Source organism: Mesorhizobium norvegicum (genome assembly GCF_004919685.1).
Lineage (GTDB): Bacteria > Pseudomonadota > Alphaproteobacteria > Rhizobiales > Rhizobiaceae > Mesorhizobium > Mesorhizobium norvegicum.
Window position 1 is genome coordinate 266411 of record NZ_SMYZ01000012.1, and the last position, 15443, is coordinate 281853.

The window sequence follows — 15443 nt, forward strand, 5'->3', positions numbered from 1 at the left end:
TCATGGACAGGACGGTGATCCCATCAAGCCGTGCCGAAGGCGCTGGCGCCATGGTCGGCGCGGCCGACCAATTGCCGGAAGCCGGCGAACAGCTCGCGGCCGAAACCGAATTCGTTGCCGATGAGATCGGCTTCCGCCGTACGGCGCAGTGCGAATTCCGGTGCCGGCACAAACACTTCCAGCGTGCCTGCATCGGCGTCCAGCCGAATGATATCGCCCTCATGGATCCTGGCGATCGGCCCGTCCTCGACCGCTTCCGGCGTCACGTGGATCGCTGCCGGCACTTTGCCGGAGGCGCCCGACATGCGACCGTCGGTGACTAGCGCCACGCGCTGGCCGCGATCCTGCAGGATGCCGAGCACGGTGGTCAGCTTGTGCAGTTCCGGCATGCCGTTGGCCTTCGGCCCCTGGAAGCGGATGACGGCGATGAAATCGCCGGTCAGCGTGCCGGCCTTGAACGCTTCATTCAGCCCTTGCTGGCTGTCAAAGACCTTGGCCGGCGCTTCGATGATGCGGCGCTCCGGCTTCACGGCGGAAGTCTTGATGACGGCGTGGCCGAGATTGCCCGACAGCACCTTCAGGCCGCCGGTCGCCTGGAACGCCTTGTTGAACGGCGCCAGCACCTTCTCGTCGCCGCTTGTCCGCGGCGAGGCTTCGCGCACGACGCCGCCGTCGGCGCCAAGCTTTGCCTCGACCGCGTAGGGCCGCAGGCCTTCGCCCCATACCGTCTGCACATCCTCGTGCAAAATGCCTTCGTCGAGCAGTTCTCGGATCAGGAAGCCGAGCCCGCCGGCGGCGTGGAAATGGTTCACGTCGGCGAGACCGTTCGGATAGACCCGCGCCAGCAGCGGCACCGCTTCCGAAAGATCGGAAATATCCTGCCAGGTGATGGCGATGCCGGCCGCCGCCGCCATGGCGATCAGGTGGATGGTGTGATTGGTCGAGCCGCCGGTGGCGTGCAGGCCGACGACGCCGTTGACGATCGAGCGCTCGTCGATCATCCGGCCGACAGGCGTATAGGCGTTGCCGAGCGCGGTGATCGCCAGCGCGCGCTTGGTCGCCTCGCGCGTCAAGGCCTCGCGCAGCGGCGTGCCTGGGTTGACGAAGGAAGCGCCCGGCGTGTGCAGGCCCATGATCTCCATCAGCATCTGGTTGGAATTCGCCGTGCCGTAGAAGGTGCAGGTGCCCGGCCCATGGTAGGATTTGGACTCGGCCTCCAGCAGTTCGGCGCGCCCCGCCTTGCCCTCGGCATAAAGCTGGCGGACCTTGGCCTTTTCATCGTTCGGCAGACCGGTCGTCATCGGCCCGGCCGGAATGAACACCGCCGGCAGATGGCCGAAGGTCAGCGCCGCGATCACCAGCCCGGGCACGATCTTGTCGCAGACGCCGAGATAGACGGCGGCGTCGAACATGTTGTGCGACAGGCCGATCGCTGCGGCCATGGCGATGACGTCGCGCGAAAACAGCGACAGCTCCATGCCGGGCTGGCCTTGCGTCACGCCATCGCACATTGCCGGCACGCCACCGGCTACCTGGGCGATGCCGCCGGCTTCGCGTGCCGCGTCCTTGATCAGCGCCGGAAAGGTCTCGAACGGCTGATGCGCCGACAGCATGTCGTTGTAGGAGGTGATGATGCCGAGGTTCGGCACCTTGTCCGCACCCAGCGCCAGCTTTTCCGAGGGGCTGCACACCGCAAAACCATGGGCGAGGTTGCCGCACGACAGCACGGCCCGGTTGGCGGTGCGGTTCGATGCCTCGGCGATGCGGCTGAGATAACGCTCGCGGCCTGGCTTTGAACGCTGGCGGATGCGCTCGGTGATGGCTTCGATGTCGCGTCTGGCGGTCATGGTGTCGGTCCTTTCAGGCGAGGTCCCGGAACACGATCCGGCTGTCCGCCGGGACCCTCAGCAAGTTCAAATCAGGGGGCCCAGAAAACCTCTACGGGCTTGTGTGCGGCGTCGAGCACGGCGCGGATTGGCTTTCGCGGTCCAGGTGCCACCGCGCCGTCGAAGGCGGTGCGCTTGTCCTCGCCTTCGATGTGCAGCGCGATGAAACCGGCATCCACGATGCGCGCCAGCGACAGGGTCAGCCGCGGCTCGCCAGCGCTTGCCGCATGAACCGGCAGCACGATCCTGTCGGAGGACGGGTCGAGCAATCTTGCCAGGTCATCGGCATCGGGAAAGAACGAAGCAGTGTGGCCGTCCGGCCCCATGCCGAGCACGACGACGTCGAGCGGCCAGGGCAGTGACTGGAGCGCCGCATTGTCGGACGAAGCGGCATCCTCGATGCTGGTGGCTTCGTGATAGAGCGGCACGAAGCGCGCCGCCTTGGCCGCGTTCTGCAGCAGATTGGCGGCCACCAGCCCGGCGTTGGAGCGCGGCGAGGAGGCTGGCACGAAACGCTCGTCGACCAGCGTCACGATCACCTTGTCCCAGGCGATGGGGATCGCCGAAAGGGCGGCGAAGAATTTCGCCGGCGTGGTGCCGCCGGAGACGGCGAGCAACCCTGTGCCGCGCTCGGCGATTGCCTTGGTCAGGCGGCCGGCGACATGACCGGCAAGCGCAGCCGCCAGCTCCTGGCGCCCGGCGAAGCCGTTCCAGCTATAGGCGGCGCTGTTCAATTGCTCTCGTGCCATGTCCGCCCGTCACGTTCGATCAGCGCTATCGAGGCCGAGGGACCCCAAGTGCCCGCCGTATAGCCCTGCGCTTCCTGTCTGGCGCTTTCCCAGGCGTTCTGGATCGGATCGATCCATTTCCAGGCTGCCTCGACTTCGTCACGGCGCATGAACAGGGTCTGGTTGCCACGGATGACATCCATGATCAGCCGCTCATAGGCGTCCGGCGCGCGGCCATCGAAGGACTGCGCGAAGCTCATGTCGAGCGAGATCTGGCGCAGCCGCATGCCGCCCGGACCCGGATCCTTGATCATGATGAACTGCTTGACGCCTTCGTCCGGCTGCAGCCGGATGACCAGCTGGTTGGCGAAGATCGGTCCGGCGCTGTCGCCGAAGATCGAATGCGGGATCGGCTTGAATTCGATGACGATTTCCGAAACCCTGGTCGCCAGCCGCTTGCCGGTCCTGAGGTAGAACGGAACGCCCGCCCAGCGCCAGGTGCCGATCTCGGCCTTGATGGCGACGAAGGTCTCGGTGTTGCTGTCGTGCGCAAGCTCCTCGACATAGCCTTTTACAGCTCCGCTGGCCGAGGCGCCTGCGCGGTACTGGCCACGCACGGTGTGCTTCGGCGCCTCGTTGCCGTTGATGCGCTTCAGCGCCCGCAGCACCTTCAGCTTCTCGTCGCGCACCGCGTCGGCGTCCATCGACGACGGCGCTTCCATGGCGACGAGGCACAAGAGCTGCAGCATATGGTTCTGCACCATGTCGCGCAGCGCGCCGGCCTTGTCGTAATAGGTGACGCGGTCTTCCAGACCCACGGTCTCGGCCACGGTGATCTGCACGTGGTCGATATGGGCGGAGTTCCACAACGGCTCATAGAGCGCGTTGGCAAAGCGCAGCGCCATCAGGTTCTGCACCGTCTCCTTGCCGAGATAGTGGTCGATGCGGAAGATCTGGCTTTCGTGGAAATCGTCCCCGACCAGATCGTTGAGTGCTCGCGCCGAGGCAAGGTCGCGGCCGATCGGCTTCTCCAGCACGATGCGGGAGTTCGGCGTGATCAGATTGTGCTCTTTCAGCTTGTGCGAGATATCGACGAACAGCGCCGGCGCCACCGCCAGGTAGAAGGCGCGGATGCTGTCGCTGTCGCCGATCGCCTTCTTCAATTTGTCGAATCCGGCCCCGCTTGTCGCATCGGCCGAGACATAAGAGAGGCGCGCCAGGAAGGTCTTCAGTTCCTTGGCGTCGATATCTGCCGGTTTGACGTGCTCGGAGATCGCTTGCTTGGCGAAGGCCTGGAATTCCTCATCGCTCATCTTCGAGCGTGACGTGCCGATGATGCGCGTCGGCTCGGAGAATTGATGGTCGCGCTGGCGATAGTAGAGCGACGGCAGAAGCTTGCGCTCCGACAGATCGCCGGTGCCGCCGAAAATGATGAAGTCGAAAGGGTCGACGGGGATGATCTGGCTGGTCATGGTCTGTCCGCTTTGACGCCGGTCGCTGTGACGCGGCTGATATAATCTAATCGATTTAAATTTTCCAGTGCCATGGTGTCACATCTGGGTGTATGCGCCTGCCCCTTGACAGTCCGATGACCCGGAGGCTTGTCGACAGGCGCGGCTCCGGAAGTCTTCGCAGTTGCAGCATAGAGCGGGATCGAGGCGAAAGCCAAAGGAGAAATCGGCGATGGCCGCACATCTTTCGACCAATCCGGTCCGAAGCCGCGGCTTTGCGCGGATGAGCGCCATTGGCGCGCCAGTTGACCGTCACCAATCATGAGCGGGAAAAACATGCGTCTGCAAAACAAGGTTGCCGTCATCACCGGTGCTGCGTCGGGCTTTGGCGAGGGCATCGCCAGGCGCTTTGCCGAGGAGGGCGCCAGGGTCGTTGTCGCCGATCTCAATGCCAAGGGCGCGGAGCGCGTCGCCGGCGATATCGGTGAAGCGGCGATCTGGACCCAGACGGATGTTTCGCTGCGCTCCGAATTCGACGAGATGGTCTATGCCGCCAAAAGCGCTTTCGGCCGCATCGACATCATGGTCAACAATGCCGGTTACACCCATCGCAACGGCGACATGCTCAATGTCGACGAGGAAACCTTCGACCTGATCACATCAGTCAACATGAAGGCGATCTATCACGCGGCACGCGCCGTGGTGCCGATCATGGAGCGGCAGGGCGGCGGCGTCATCCTGACCACGGCCTCCACCGCAGGTCTGCGGCCGCGGCCCGGCCTCACCTGGTACAATGCGTCGAAAGGCTGGGCGATCACCGCCACCAAATCGATGGCGGTGGAACTGGCGCCGAAGAACATCCGCGTCAATTGCCTCTGCCCGGTTGCCGGCGAGACCGGGATGCTGGAGAAATTCATGGGCGCCGACACGCCCGAAATCCGCGAGAAGTTCCGCGCATCGATCCCGCTCGGCCGGCTTTCGACGCCGCTCGACATCGCCAACGCAGCGCTCTGGCTGGCCTCGGACGAAGCCGCCTTCATCACCGGTGTGGCGCTGGAGGTCGACGGCGGCCGCTGTATCTGAAAGCCTGTCTATGTCGCCCAAAAGTGCGAAGCGGTTTTGGGGCAACGACATCCATCAAAACAGGAGGCACGCCCACGCAGGCAGCGGTTCGGCGACAGGTTGCGGTGGCTGTCAGGCGCCGGTCTTGATGTAGCTCTTGTAGATCCAGCCGGTCTTGCCGTTGTAGGTGATCTGGCACCATTGCTTGCAGCTCATCACCTGCACCGAGGTTCTGGCCGGCACCGTGGCGATGGCGGCGGCATTTTTCTTCGGGCCGCTCCGCATGGTCACGGTCCTCAGGATACGCCCCGTTCCGGCGGCCGCGACCTTCCTGGGCTTCGCCTTGGCCTGGCTGCCGTCACCTTCCGCGGCCGCGGGCTGCTGCTCCGGCACTTGCGGCTGCACCTCAGGGATGGCTGCGGTTTGTGCGCCATCGGGATGGCTGCCCCCCGCTGCGGTGGGCGCGGCAACCTTGGCAAGTTCAGTGCTGGCATCGGTATCGGCTGCCGGCTGCGCGAACGCCGCCACCGGCTTGTCCGGCGCCTGTTCAGCCTGGTTCGCCGCCTGGCTGGGAGCAGGCGCGTCGGAAGCGGATGCAGCCTTCGGCTGCGAAGCGGTCCAACGAGGATCATTGGCTGCGAGCGCTTGTACGTTGGCTTGCGCGGTCGCCACGCTCGGTGAAACCGCGTCGGACTTGCGCGCCTGCGGCACGGTCGCCGCAGCGACTGCGGCCCCCACGGGGGCGATTTTCGTCGTTTTCACCGGAATGGTCGGAATGGTCTGCTCTGGGCTCGCTGCCGCCTGCCTGTCATTGGCCGGCAATGCCAGCCACAACGCCACCGCGGCGACGCCAAGCAGTGCGGCGGTGCCGATCGCGGCGATCACTAGATGCGAATTCGAACGGACTTCCTGCCAGAAGGACGGCCGCATGTCGTATCCGAACTGCATGGCAAAGCGCCGACGTTCCGGCGTACCGAAACTGAAGGGCTCTCTCACTCTTGCCACCTCCATAAGCGGGCCGATGTTCTTTCGATCGAATGCCAAGAACCTGGCGCCAGATCTGCATCGGTCCCAAGAAACCAAAGCGGGCAAGCCCGCAGAATTCCCCGTCAGTCGCCCACAATCGGCATCTCTTGCCGGTGATTGTGGCATCACTACGCCTTCCCAGGCGATTCTGCACCTTTGCCGGGGATTCTGCAATGTGCCGTTACGGCAACAAATATTACAGCAATATTACAGGAATTCAGAACGATCCTGTCCAGCCCGGAGAAAGTGGCTTCAGGCCTTCGCCAACCAACAGATGGAACCGGTCCTGATTCCGTCGGGACGGAACAGGCGCTAGATCCTGTCCCGCAGCGCAAACCAGTTGAGCGCCAGGAACAGCAGCGGCGTGCGGAAGCGCCGGCCGCCAGGGAACGGCGGGATTTTCAGATCCTCGATCAGCTTCAGCCGGTCGCGGTTGCCGGCAACCGTTTCGGCATAGAGCTTGCCGAAGAAGTTGGACAGCATGACGCCGTGGCCGGAATAGCCGCCGACCGAGATCACATTGGGCATCACTTCGCGCACGAACGGTTTTCTCGGCACCGTGATGCCGACATAGCCGCCCCAGCCATGCGTGATCTCGACATCCTTGAGCGCCGGATAGAGTTCCGCGATCTGGCGGCGGATGTGGATGTGGATATCCTTCGGATCGTTGACGCCATATACCTCGCGTCCGCCAAACAGCAGCCGCCCGTCCTTCGATCTGCGGAAGTAGCGCACGACGAAGCGGGAATCGTCGACTGCCTCGCCGCCCGGCAGCACGTCTGAGTCCGCTCCCAGAGGAACGGTCGCGCCGATGAAGGAACCGATCGGCATGATGTGCGCCGCACTCACCGGCTCGAGCGTGCCGCCATAGGCATTGACCGCGATCAGGCATTTCTGCGCCGTCACCGTGCCTCTCGGTGTCGAAACCTTGACCTTGCCGCCACTGGAAATGATGCCGGTCGATGGCGTCGCTTCGAACAAATGCGCACCGGCAAGCGCTGCCACCCGCGCCGTACCGATCACCAGCTTCATCGGGTGGATGTGGCCCGTGCCGGTGTCGCGCGTCCCGCCGAAATAGGCGGTCGAGCCCAGCCGCTCCGCCGTCTCCCTGGCATCCATGAACGAGATATGCGGGTAGGAAAAACGGCTCGCCATGGTCTCGGCATGCGCCTTGTAGTCGTCGACGTAGCGCGGCTTGTGCGCCACCGAGAGCTGGCCCGGCATATAGTCGATATCGATCTGGTTGGCGGCAGTGAATTCGAGGAGATGCGTCTTCGCCTCTTCGGCGAGATCGAACAGCGCCTTCGCGCGGGAGAAGCCATATTCGGCTTCCAGGTCTTCGGCCCAGGCGCGCTGGCCGGTGCCAAGTTGGCCACCATTGCGCCCCGAGGCGCCATCACCAAAGCGGTGGGCTTCGATCAGCACGACATTGCTGCCCGCCTTGGCCAGATGCGCTGCCGCCGACAGACCGGTAAAGCCGCCGCCGATGATGACGACGTCGCATGCCCGGTCGCCATCCAGCGCCGGGTATTCAGGTCTCGGACCGGCCGTGTCCTCGTACCAGGAACGGCCAGGGGAAATCGGGGATTGGTAAGGCATGATGCGGTGAAGACTCGGAGATTTTGGGAGGGATGAGAAAGCGAATAGCGAGTAGGAAGTAGCGAATAGGGAAAGCGGCCGATATTGCTTCTATTCGCTATTCGCTATTCGCTATTCGCTATTCGCTAGACATTGAGCAGCAGATACTCCCGCTCCCAAGGGCTGATCACTTCCATGAACGTCTCGAATTCCGCCCGCTTGATCGCCGCATAGGTCGCGGCGAAGGACTTGCCCAGATGCGCGCAGAGTTCCTCGTCGCCCTCGAACAGGTCGACGGCTTCGAGCAGGCCACGCGGCAGGTCGATCTCGTCGGCGTTGGCTGTGGTCAGGACGGGAGGTTCGGCCTTGATCTTGTTGGTGATGCCGATCAGCCCGCAGGCAAGCGATGCCGCCAGCGCCAGATAGGGATTGGCATCGGAGGACGGGATGCGGTTTTCGACACGCCGTGCCGCCGGGTCCGAGCGTGGCACACGAAACGCCGTCGTGCGGTTGTCATAGCCCCATTTGTTGTTGACCGGCGCCGACGCCGCCTGTGTCAGCCGGCGGTAGGAATTGACATAGGGCGCGAACATCACCAGCGCGTTCGGCACATGCTTCTGCATGCCACCGATGAAGTGGAAAAAATCGTCGGTTTCCGAGCCGTCGGCGGCCGAAAAGATGTTCTGTCCAGTCTTCTTGTCGATGATCGACTGATGGATATGCATGGCGGAGCCTGGCTGCCCCTGGATGGGCTTGGCCATGAACGTGGCGTAGATCTCGTGCTTCAGCGCCGCCTCGCGAATGGTGCGCTTGAACATGAAGACCTGGTCGGCCAGTTCGATCGGGTCGCCGTGGCGCAGATTGATCTCCAGCTGGCCGGCACCTTCCTCGTGGATCAGCGTGTCGATCTCCAGGCCCTGGCTTTCGGAGAAATGGTAGATGTCGTCGATCAGTTCGTCGAATTCGTTGACGCCGGCGATCGAATAGCCGGCGCCGCCGCCGATCGCGCGTCCCGAACGGCCGACCGGCGGGGTCAGCGGATAGTCCGGATCGGGATTCTTGCGCACCAGATAGAATTCGATCTCGGGCGCCACCACCGGCTTCAGGCCGAGCTTGTCATAGGCAGCCAGCACACGCTTCAGCACATTGCGCGGCGTGAACTCGACCGAGCGGCCATCCTGGTGGACGAGGTCGCAGATGACCGCGGCCGTCGGGTCTTCTTCCCAGGGCACCACTGTCAGCGTCGACAGGTCCGGCATCAGCTTGAGGTCGCCGTCGTCTTCCGGGTAATGGAAGCCGTTGCCATCCTCGGGGTAGCCGCCGGAAATCGTCGTCATGAAGACAGCTGATGGCAGTGCCAGCGAGGTGTTGGAGGTGAATTTCTTCGATGGCATCATCTTGCCACGCGCAACGCCTGCCTGATCGGGCGTGATGCACTCGATGTCCTCGATGCCGCGCCATTCCAGCCAGGCGCTGACTTCCTTCCAGTTCTTGACGCCCCGTTGGTTTTTCACGAAGGCAGGCGTGCGGGCACGTCCTCCGCGGCTCGACGGACGGACTTCCTTTTTTGCAGGCGGCATCATTCACCAGATTGGGTTGCGGATTGTGGAGTATAGCCGTGCCCCCCTATGGAAGGGAAGGGGAGCCACGTCGGGCATTGGCTGACGCGGTTGAAAATCACGCCAATCGGCTTAGTTTCCCATTCCCAATGCCAATCGAGACGTTCAATGCGGCACAACGGTAAACTGACGACGATCGGCTTCGATGCCGACGACACGCTGTGGCAGAACGAGCAGTTCTTCCGCCTGACGGAAAAGCGCTTTGCCGCCATGCTCGCCGATCATGGCGAAGCGGAGCACATCTCGGCACGATTGCTGGAGGCCGAAAGGCGCAACCTCGCCGTCTATGGCTTCGGCATCAAGGGATTTACCCTGTCGATGATCGAAACGGCGATCGAGGTCACGCAAGGCCGCGTACCGGCCTCGGTCATATCAGAGATTCTTGATGCCGGCCGCGAGATGCTGAGTCATCCGATCGAGGCCCTTCCGCATGCGCGCGAGACTGTTGAAAAGCTTGCCGGCGCATTCCGCCTTGTGCTGATCACCAAGGGCGACCTCTTTGACCAGGAGCGCAAGCTGGCTGGGTCAGGCCTGGGCGATCTGTTCGATGCGGTCGAGATCGTCAGCGACAAGAATGCCGCCACCTATAGCAGGCTCTTCAACCGCCACGGCGATGGTCCTGCGAAAAGCATGATGGTCGGCAACTCGCTGAAGTCGGACGTGGTCCCGGCCATCGAGGCCGGCGGTTGGGGTGTCCATGTGCCGCATGAACTGACCTGGGTGCTGGAGCATGTCGAGGCGCCGGTGGCCGAATCGAGGTTTCGCCAGATATCCGATCTCGGACAACTGCCCGGACTGGTTGAAAGCATCATCAATCCGGGCTGATCGTCGGGCCTTACCTATTTTGCGCAATTCCGGACGGAAGACCGTTACAGCCTTTTCCTGCAATTGCTCTAGCGGCCGACCAGGCGATCGATCACCGGTTGCAACCGTTCGGGCGTGATCGGCTTGGCGACCACCACGTCGACGATATCAGACAGGCCCAGGCTTTCCGTCGTGCCATTCTTGGTTGAAAGCAGGATTACCGGTGGCTGCGATTTGCCCGAGACCCGCCGCAACGCGGCGATGCTGGACATCAGATTGTCGCAGTCCTTGTTGTCGGCGCCGCCGTCAAGGACAACCGCACCGGGAATGAGGGACCGCAAGATCTTTGCCGCCGTGTCGGGAGATTCCGAAATCGGCTTGAGCCCGGATCGCTCGACGATCTTTGAAATCACCACGCGATTGATTGGCGATCTGCCGACGACAAGCACCTGCGACGGATCACGGATCGTCTCGGTGCTTGAGTCGCGGGTCACCAGATTCGGATGTCTTGGAGTCTCGCCTTCGCGATTCACTGGGCACACAAGTCGGCCAAGAAGCTCGCCCCTATTTCAATGCAGAGTTGAATCTCAGGCGCAATTGGCGTGAGATCGCGACCCATGTCAAGTTGAAATAAAAGGAGCCGAAATCATCTCCGGGAGCAGTGAATTTCAAGCAACGCTACTGTACTGAACTGTCCACAAGTGCATTTCATAAAAAGAAAATTCACCTGCGCAGAGACTGCGCAGGTGAAGGGTCGGTTGCAAGGATTTCGATCAGCCGTGGCTCTGCTGTGTGACGATCACCGGGATCAGCAGATCGCCCCAGTTGCCGTCACCGCCGTGATGTCGTGCCGAGCGCACGAGCTCCACCGAGACGCCCGCCTCGACCGCCTTCATCACCGACTGGTTGAGGCGGTGCAGGTCGTTGGCGAGCATGCGGATCGTCGCTTGCTGGTCGACGCTCATCGTCGTGGACTGTTCCTCGGCGCGTTCCTTGACACGGCTTATCGATGCCATTGGTCTTCTCCTTGTTCCAAGCCCTGTTGGGCGTTTCCTCTGTATTTCTGTGGTCCGCTATTCAGCGGCCGGTTTGAACTGCGCGTGCTCGGTCGATTCATGCATGGCGGTGGTCGACGACTGGCCGCCGGTGATCGCCATCGACACGGCGTCGAAATAGCCGGTGCCGACCTCGCGCTGGTGCTTGGTCGCTGTGTAGCCATTGGCCTCGGCAGCGAACTCCGCCTCCTGCAACTCGGAATAGGCCGCCATCTGCCGCGCCTTGTAGCCGCGCGCCAGTTCGAACATGCCATAGTTGAGCTGGTGGAAGCCGGCGAGCGTGATGAACTGGAACTTGTAGCCCATCGCGCCGAGTTCCTTCTGGAACCTGGCGATCGTCGCGTCGTCGAGGTTCTTCTTCCAGTTGAACGATGGCGAGCAATTGTAGGCGAGCAGCTTGTCGGGGTGGTGCTTGCGCACGCCCTCGGCAAATTTCTTGGCCTGCGCCAGGTCGGGCTTTGAGGTCTCGCACCAGATCAGATCCGCATAAGGCGCATAGGCGATGGCGCGGGCGATGCAGGGCTCGATGCCATTCCTGACGTTGTAGAAACCTTCCACCGTGCGCCCGGCGCCGTAGTCGACGAAAGGCTGGTCGCGTTCGTCGATGTCGGAGGTGAGCAGCTTGGCGGCTTCCGCATCGGTGCGCGCGACGACCAGGGTCGGCGTGCCCATCACGTCCGCCGCCAGACGCGCGGCGTTGAGGTTGCGGATGTGCGCCGCGGTCGGGATCAGCACCTTGCCGCCGAGATGGCCGCACTTCTTCTCCGATGCCAGCTGATCCTCATAGTGGACGCCGGCGGCACCCGCCTCGATGAAGGCCTTCATGATTTCGAAGGCGTTGAGCGGTCCACCGAAGCCGGCTTCCGCGTCGGCGACGATCGGCGCGAACCAGGTCTCGACGGAAAGCCCGTTGCCTTCGGACGTTTCGATCTGGTCGGCGCGCTGCAGCGTGCGGTTGATGCGCTTGACCAGTTCCGGCGCCGCATTGGCCGGGTAGAGCGACTGGTCCGGATACATCGCGCCAGCGGTGTTGGCGTCAGCGGCAACCTGCCAGCCCGACAGGTAGATCGCCTTCAGCCCGGCGCGCACCTGCTGCATTGCCTGGTTACCGGACATGGCGCCGAGCGCGTTGACGAAATCCTCCTCGTGGATGAGCTTCCACAGCCGGTTGGCGCCCATTTCGGCAAGGCTCTGGCGGATCTGCACCGAACCGCGCAGCCGCTTCACATCCGCCGCGGAATAGGGCCGCTCGATGCCGTCGAAGCGACCTTCCGGCGCCGATGGGACGAGTTTGTAAAAATCAGTCATTGGTCACTCCGAAGGATTGCTGCACCGTGTCCGGGCATCAACCATCTGTGCGCCGGAATGTGACTGAATTTACATTGCGGCGCGAAATGAGCCAGAAGAATCAAGGAAATCGCCAAAATATAAAGGAAAACCTGTGTTGCGTTTGACAGGCCTGCGCTGTAAATTTGTCACGCTTGTAAAGCTTGGCGTGGCGAGATCGCCGCGAAATTTGTGTAAATTCCTGTCAAGGACAGTCGATGGCTGACCAGAAAATATTCGCCGGGCCGCGCATCCGCCGCATCCGCAACGCCAAGGGCCTGACTCAGACGGCGATGGCCGAGGGCCTCGGCATTTCGCCGTCCTATCTCAACCTGATCGAGCGCAACCAGCGGCCGCTGACGGTGCAGTTGATCCTGAAACTGGCGTCCGTCTACAAGGTCGATCCGCACGAGTTGCAGGGCGAGGCAAGGGGATCTGTCGCCGCCTTGAAGGAGGTGTTCACCGATCCTCTGCTGGTCGGCGAGCTGCCGGGAGATCAGGAGCTGATCGAGCTTGCCGAGGCAGCGCCCAACGCCTCCGCGGCGGTGATAAAACTGTTCCGCGCCTATCGCGAGCAGGCCGAGCGCCTGTCCGATCTCAACGAGCTTTTGGCGCGCGAAGGTCGCGCGACGGCGCTTTCCGGCGCCCGCCTGCCGATCGATGAGGTGCACGAGATTTTCGAGCGCCGGCCGAACCATTTCGCAGCCCTCGAGGAGGAGGCCGCGGCGTTCACCTCGGTGCTCGATCCCGGGGACGATCTGTTCGGCGCGCTGAAGGCCTGGCTGAAGCGCGAATATGGCATCGTGGTCAAAGTGCTGCCTGTCGCCACCATGCCGAACTGGCGCCGCCGTTATGATCGCCACTCGCAGCGCCTGTTCCTGTCCGAACGCCTGTCGCCGTTCGACCAGTTGCGCGAAGTCGCGATGGAGGCCTGTCTGATCCGCATGACGGTCGCGGTCGCCGGCGAGATCCAGGCGCTCAAACTCACCACCGACGAGGCACGCCGGCTAGCCCGCTTCGAACTTGGCCGCTATGCGGCGCATGCGCTGATGATGCCCTACCAGGCCTTTCACGCGGCTGCCGTGCGTGCCCGCTATGACATCGACGTCCTGCGCTCGCGCTTTGGAGTCTCCTTCGAACAGGCGGCGAACCGACTGACCATGCTGCAGCGGCAGGGTGCCTCGGGCGTGCCGTTCTTCATGCTGGAGGTCGACAATGCCGGCAACCGCTTCCGCAAGGCCGGCAGCCAGGGCTTTCCGCAAAGCCGCTTCAGCGGCGGCTGTCCCAAACTGCCCGTGCATGTTGCCTTCACCCAGCCCGGCCAGATCTTCGTCGAGGCGGTGGAAATGCCCGACGGCGCCGAGTTCCTGTGCATCGCCCGCACGCTGGAAGGGCCGCAAGGCGCGTTCTCGGAACGCCCGCGCCGCACCGCGCTGCTGCTCGGTTGCGACATCGGCTTTCGTGACGACATCATTTACGGCGCGGCACTGCCCGGCGTGGTTACCTCCGCAAGGGCCGGGGCCGGCAATGTCGCGGCGACGCCGGTCGGGCCTGCCTGCCGGCTTTGCGAACGCGTCGGCTGCCTGGCGCGCGCCGAACCGCCGGTGACGCGTCCGCTCGGCCTCGACGAGATGGTGACGGGCTTGAGCGCCTTCGATTTCCAGTGACGCCGAGGCAAGGTGCCACAATTGTCGCCGGTCGCTGGCTCACCCCGGACCTGCATCTTTGCGTTACGCGAACAGAGCATCTTTTCGTCGTCTCCTGCGCATCGTCCCGTCCACAAAAGCCCGACAGTCGCGCCCATGACCGACACCGCATCATCGCCGATCGTCGCATCGCCAGCCGTGTCGCCGCGCGAGGAACGCGTCGGCATGCTTTTGGTGTTCCTGTCGGCGCTGATGTGGAGTTTCGGCGGCACCATCGCCCGCTTCATCACCGTCGACGACAGCTGGACGGTTATTTTCTGGCGCTCCGTCTGGGCAGCCGCCTTCCTGGTCTGCTTCATGATCTGGCGCGACGGTTGGCGCGGCATGCTGAGATTGTTCCGTGACATGGGTCTGCCCGGCCTTGCCGTCGGGGTCTGCTTCGCCACCGCGTCGACCGCCTTCGTCGTGGCGCTTGCCTACACCACCGTCGCCAACATCCTGTTGATGCAGGCCGGCGTGCCCTTGCTGGCGGCGCTGTTTGCCTGGGCGTTGTTTCGCGAAAGGGTTGGTGTCGCGACCTGGGTGGCGATTGCCGCCGTCATCGCCGGCGTCGCCATCATGGTGTCGGAATCGCTTGATGGCGCCGTCTCGCCGATAGGTGACGGGCTGGCGCTGTTGATCGCGGTCATGTTCTCGATCGCCACCGTCATCACCCGGCGGTTTTCCAGCGTGCGCATGACGCCGGCAACCTGCCTCGGCACCATGCTTGCGGCCGGCTTTGCCGCCTCGCAGGCATCGACATTCACCGTATCGGTCAGTGATATGGGCTTTCTCTTTGCTTTCGGCGTGGTCAATCTCGGCATTGGTCTCGCGTTCTTCGCCACCGGCGCACGGCTGATTCCGGCGGCCATCGCGGCGCTGCTCGGCACGTTCGAGCCGATCCTCGGCCCGATATGGGTCTGGCTCATCCATTCCGAGGTGCCGTCGGCGCGCACCATCATCGGTGGCGCGGTGGTGGTCACGGCGCTGCTTGTCCATATCGGGCTCGAGTTCAAGCGCCAGACACGGCCCGAGCGTGCAGGCGTCACCGGGGTGCCGTCGCCTAATTGAAGCGGCGTGCAGCTTTGCCATTGACAACTTCGTAGCCGCGCGGGCAGGCTGAGACCACGGCAACAACAAGACAGGCGTATCTTGCCAAGTCTCCCCCCCGGTCAGATCGAGACCGGACCATATCGTCGTATCTCTGCCCGCGCCACGGCGAA

The 15443-nt window shown here is 63.2% G+C and carries 13 protein-coding genes; 4 read left to right on the forward strand and 9 right to left on the reverse strand.

From position 1 onward, the window contains the following. Nucleotides 1-23: 23 nt before the first annotated feature. From edd to zwf, 3 genes are all read right to left on the reverse strand, one after another. Nucleotides 24-1847, reverse strand: a complete 1824-nt coding sequence (edd, locus tag FCU66_RS05750; protein ID WP_136622185.1) for a phosphogluconate dehydratase — start codon at nucleotides 1845-1847, stop codon at nucleotides 24-26. A gap of 71 nt (nucleotides 1848-1918) precedes the next feature. Further along, on the reverse strand, nucleotides 1919-2635 hold the full coding sequence (gene pgl / locus FCU66_RS05755) for a 6-phosphogluconolactonase (RefSeq protein ID WP_136622184.1): 717 nt from the start codon (nucleotides 2633-2635) through the stop codon (nucleotides 1919-1921). Then, on the reverse strand, nucleotides 2617-4086 hold the full coding sequence (zwf, locus tag FCU66_RS05760) for a glucose-6-phosphate dehydrogenase (protein WP_136622183.1): 1470 nt from the start codon (nucleotides 4084-4086) through the stop codon (nucleotides 2617-2619). The genes pgl and zwf overlap by 19 nt, the downstream gene beginning before the upstream one ends. Nucleotides 4087-4401: 315 nt before the next feature. Between zwf and FCU66_RS05765 the strand changes: the two genes are divergently transcribed. Beyond that, nucleotides 4402-5148, forward strand: coding sequence for an SDR family oxidoreductase (locus FCU66_RS05765; RefSeq protein WP_136622182.1), 747 nt, complete (start codon nucleotides 4402-4404; stop codon nucleotides 5146-5148). A 111-nt stretch (nucleotides 5149-5259) separates the two neighbouring features. Here FCU66_RS05765 and FCU66_RS05770 read toward each other — a convergent pair whose 3' ends face one another. The 3 genes from FCU66_RS05770 to FCU66_RS05780 form a co-directional block, all read right to left on the reverse strand. Then, a complete protein-coding gene (locus FCU66_RS05770; protein ID WP_168992191.1) occupies nucleotides 5260-6123 on the reverse strand; it encodes an SH3 domain-containing protein in 864 nt (287 codons plus the stop codon). A gap of 342 nt (nucleotides 6124-6465) precedes the next feature. Continuing rightward, complete coding sequence (locus FCU66_RS05775; RefSeq protein WP_136622181.1) at nucleotides 6466-7752, reverse strand: NAD(P)/FAD-dependent oxidoreductase; 1287 nt, start codon at nucleotides 7750-7752, stop codon at nucleotides 6466-6468. A 125-nt stretch (nucleotides 7753-7877) separates the two neighbouring features. After that, nucleotides 7878-9314, reverse strand: coding sequence for a glutamine synthetase family protein (locus FCU66_RS05780; RefSeq protein WP_168992190.1), 1437 nt, complete (start codon nucleotides 9312-9314; stop codon nucleotides 7878-7880). 144 nt (nucleotides 9315-9458) lie between these two features. On the opposite strand from FCU66_RS05780, the gene FCU66_RS05785 reads away from it, so the two are divergent. Next, complete coding sequence (locus FCU66_RS05785; RefSeq protein WP_136622179.1) at nucleotides 9459-10175, forward strand: HAD family hydrolase; 717 nt, start codon at nucleotides 9459-9461, stop codon at nucleotides 10173-10175. Nucleotides 10176-10243: 68 nt separating this feature from the next. Here FCU66_RS05785 and FCU66_RS05790 read toward each other — a convergent pair whose 3' ends face one another. The 3 genes from FCU66_RS05790 to aceA form a co-directional block, all read right to left on the reverse strand. Beyond that, entirely contained in the window at nucleotides 10244-10648 is a 405-nt protein-coding gene (locus tag FCU66_RS05790) for a response regulator (RefSeq protein ID WP_425462838.1), read from the reverse strand. A 279-nt stretch (nucleotides 10649-10927) separates the two neighbouring features. Beyond that, entirely contained in the window at nucleotides 10928-11170 is a 243-nt protein-coding gene (locus tag FCU66_RS05795) for an SMc00767 family acetate metabolism repressor (RefSeq protein WP_006202762.1), read from the reverse strand. Between the two features lie 57 nt (nucleotides 11171-11227). Continuing rightward, on the reverse strand, nucleotides 11228-12517 hold the full coding sequence (aceA, locus tag FCU66_RS05800) for an isocitrate lyase (protein ID WP_136622177.1): 1290 nt from the start codon (nucleotides 12515-12517) through the stop codon (nucleotides 11228-11230). Between the two features lie 236 nt (nucleotides 12518-12753). Between aceA and FCU66_RS05805 the strand changes: the two genes are divergently transcribed. Together FCU66_RS05805 and FCU66_RS05810 are read left to right on the forward strand one after the other, a co-directional pair. Beyond that, complete coding sequence (locus tag FCU66_RS05805) at nucleotides 12754-14202, forward strand: helix-turn-helix domain-containing protein (RefSeq protein ID WP_136622176.1); 1449 nt, start codon at nucleotides 12754-12756, stop codon at nucleotides 14200-14202. Nucleotides 14203-14337: 135 nt separating this feature from the next. Beyond that, the gene (locus FCU66_RS05810) at nucleotides 14338-15291 is read left to right on the forward strand and encodes a DMT family transporter (RefSeq protein ID WP_136622175.1); all 954 of its coding nucleotides are present in this window, start codon (nucleotides 14338-14340) and stop codon (nucleotides 15289-15291) included. The last annotated feature ends 152 nt before the right edge of the window (nucleotides 15292-15443 follow it).

Excerpts from the sequence above, each read along its gene's own strand:
- FCU66_RS05785 (WP_136622179.1), top strand. The coding sequence starts at position 9,459 with ATGCGGCACAACGGTAAACTGACGACGATCGGCTTCGATGCCGACGAC.
- zwf (WP_136622183.1), bottom strand. The coding sequence starts at position 4,086 with ATGACCAGCCAGATCATCCCCGTCGACCCTTTCGACTTCATCATTTTC.
- pgl (WP_136622184.1), bottom strand. The coding sequence starts at position 2,635 with ATGGCACGAGAGCAATTGAACAGCGCCGCCTATAGCTGGAACGGCTTC.
- FCU66_RS05775 (WP_136622181.1), bottom strand. The coding sequence starts at position 7,752 with ATGCCTTACCAATCCCCGATTTCCCCTGGCCGTTCCTGGTACGAGGAC.
- edd (WP_136622185.1), bottom strand. The coding sequence starts at position 1,847 with ATGACCGCCAGACGCGACATCGAAGCCATCACCGAGCGCATCCGCCAG.
- FCU66_RS05810 (WP_136622175.1), top strand. The coding sequence starts at position 14,338 with ATGACCGACACCGCATCATCGCCGATCGTCGCATCGCCAGCCGTGTCG.
- FCU66_RS05765 (WP_136622182.1), top strand. The coding sequence starts at position 4,402 with ATGCGTCTGCAAAACAAGGTTGCCGTCATCACCGGTGCTGCGTCGGGC.
- aceA (WP_136622177.1), bottom strand. The coding sequence starts at position 12,517 with ATGACTGATTTTTACAAACTCGTCCCATCGGCGCCGGAAGGTCGCTTC.
- FCU66_RS05795 (WP_006202762.1), bottom strand. The coding sequence starts at position 11,170 with ATGGCATCGATAAGCCGTGTCAAGGAACGCGCCGAGGAACAGTCCACG.
- FCU66_RS05780 (WP_168992190.1), bottom strand. The coding sequence starts at position 9,314 with ATGATGCCGCCTGCAAAAAAGGAAGTCCGTCCGTCGAGCCGCGGAGGA.
- FCU66_RS05805 (WP_136622176.1), top strand. The coding sequence starts at position 12,754 with ATGGCTGACCAGAAAATATTCGCCGGGCCGCGCATCCGCCGCATCCGC.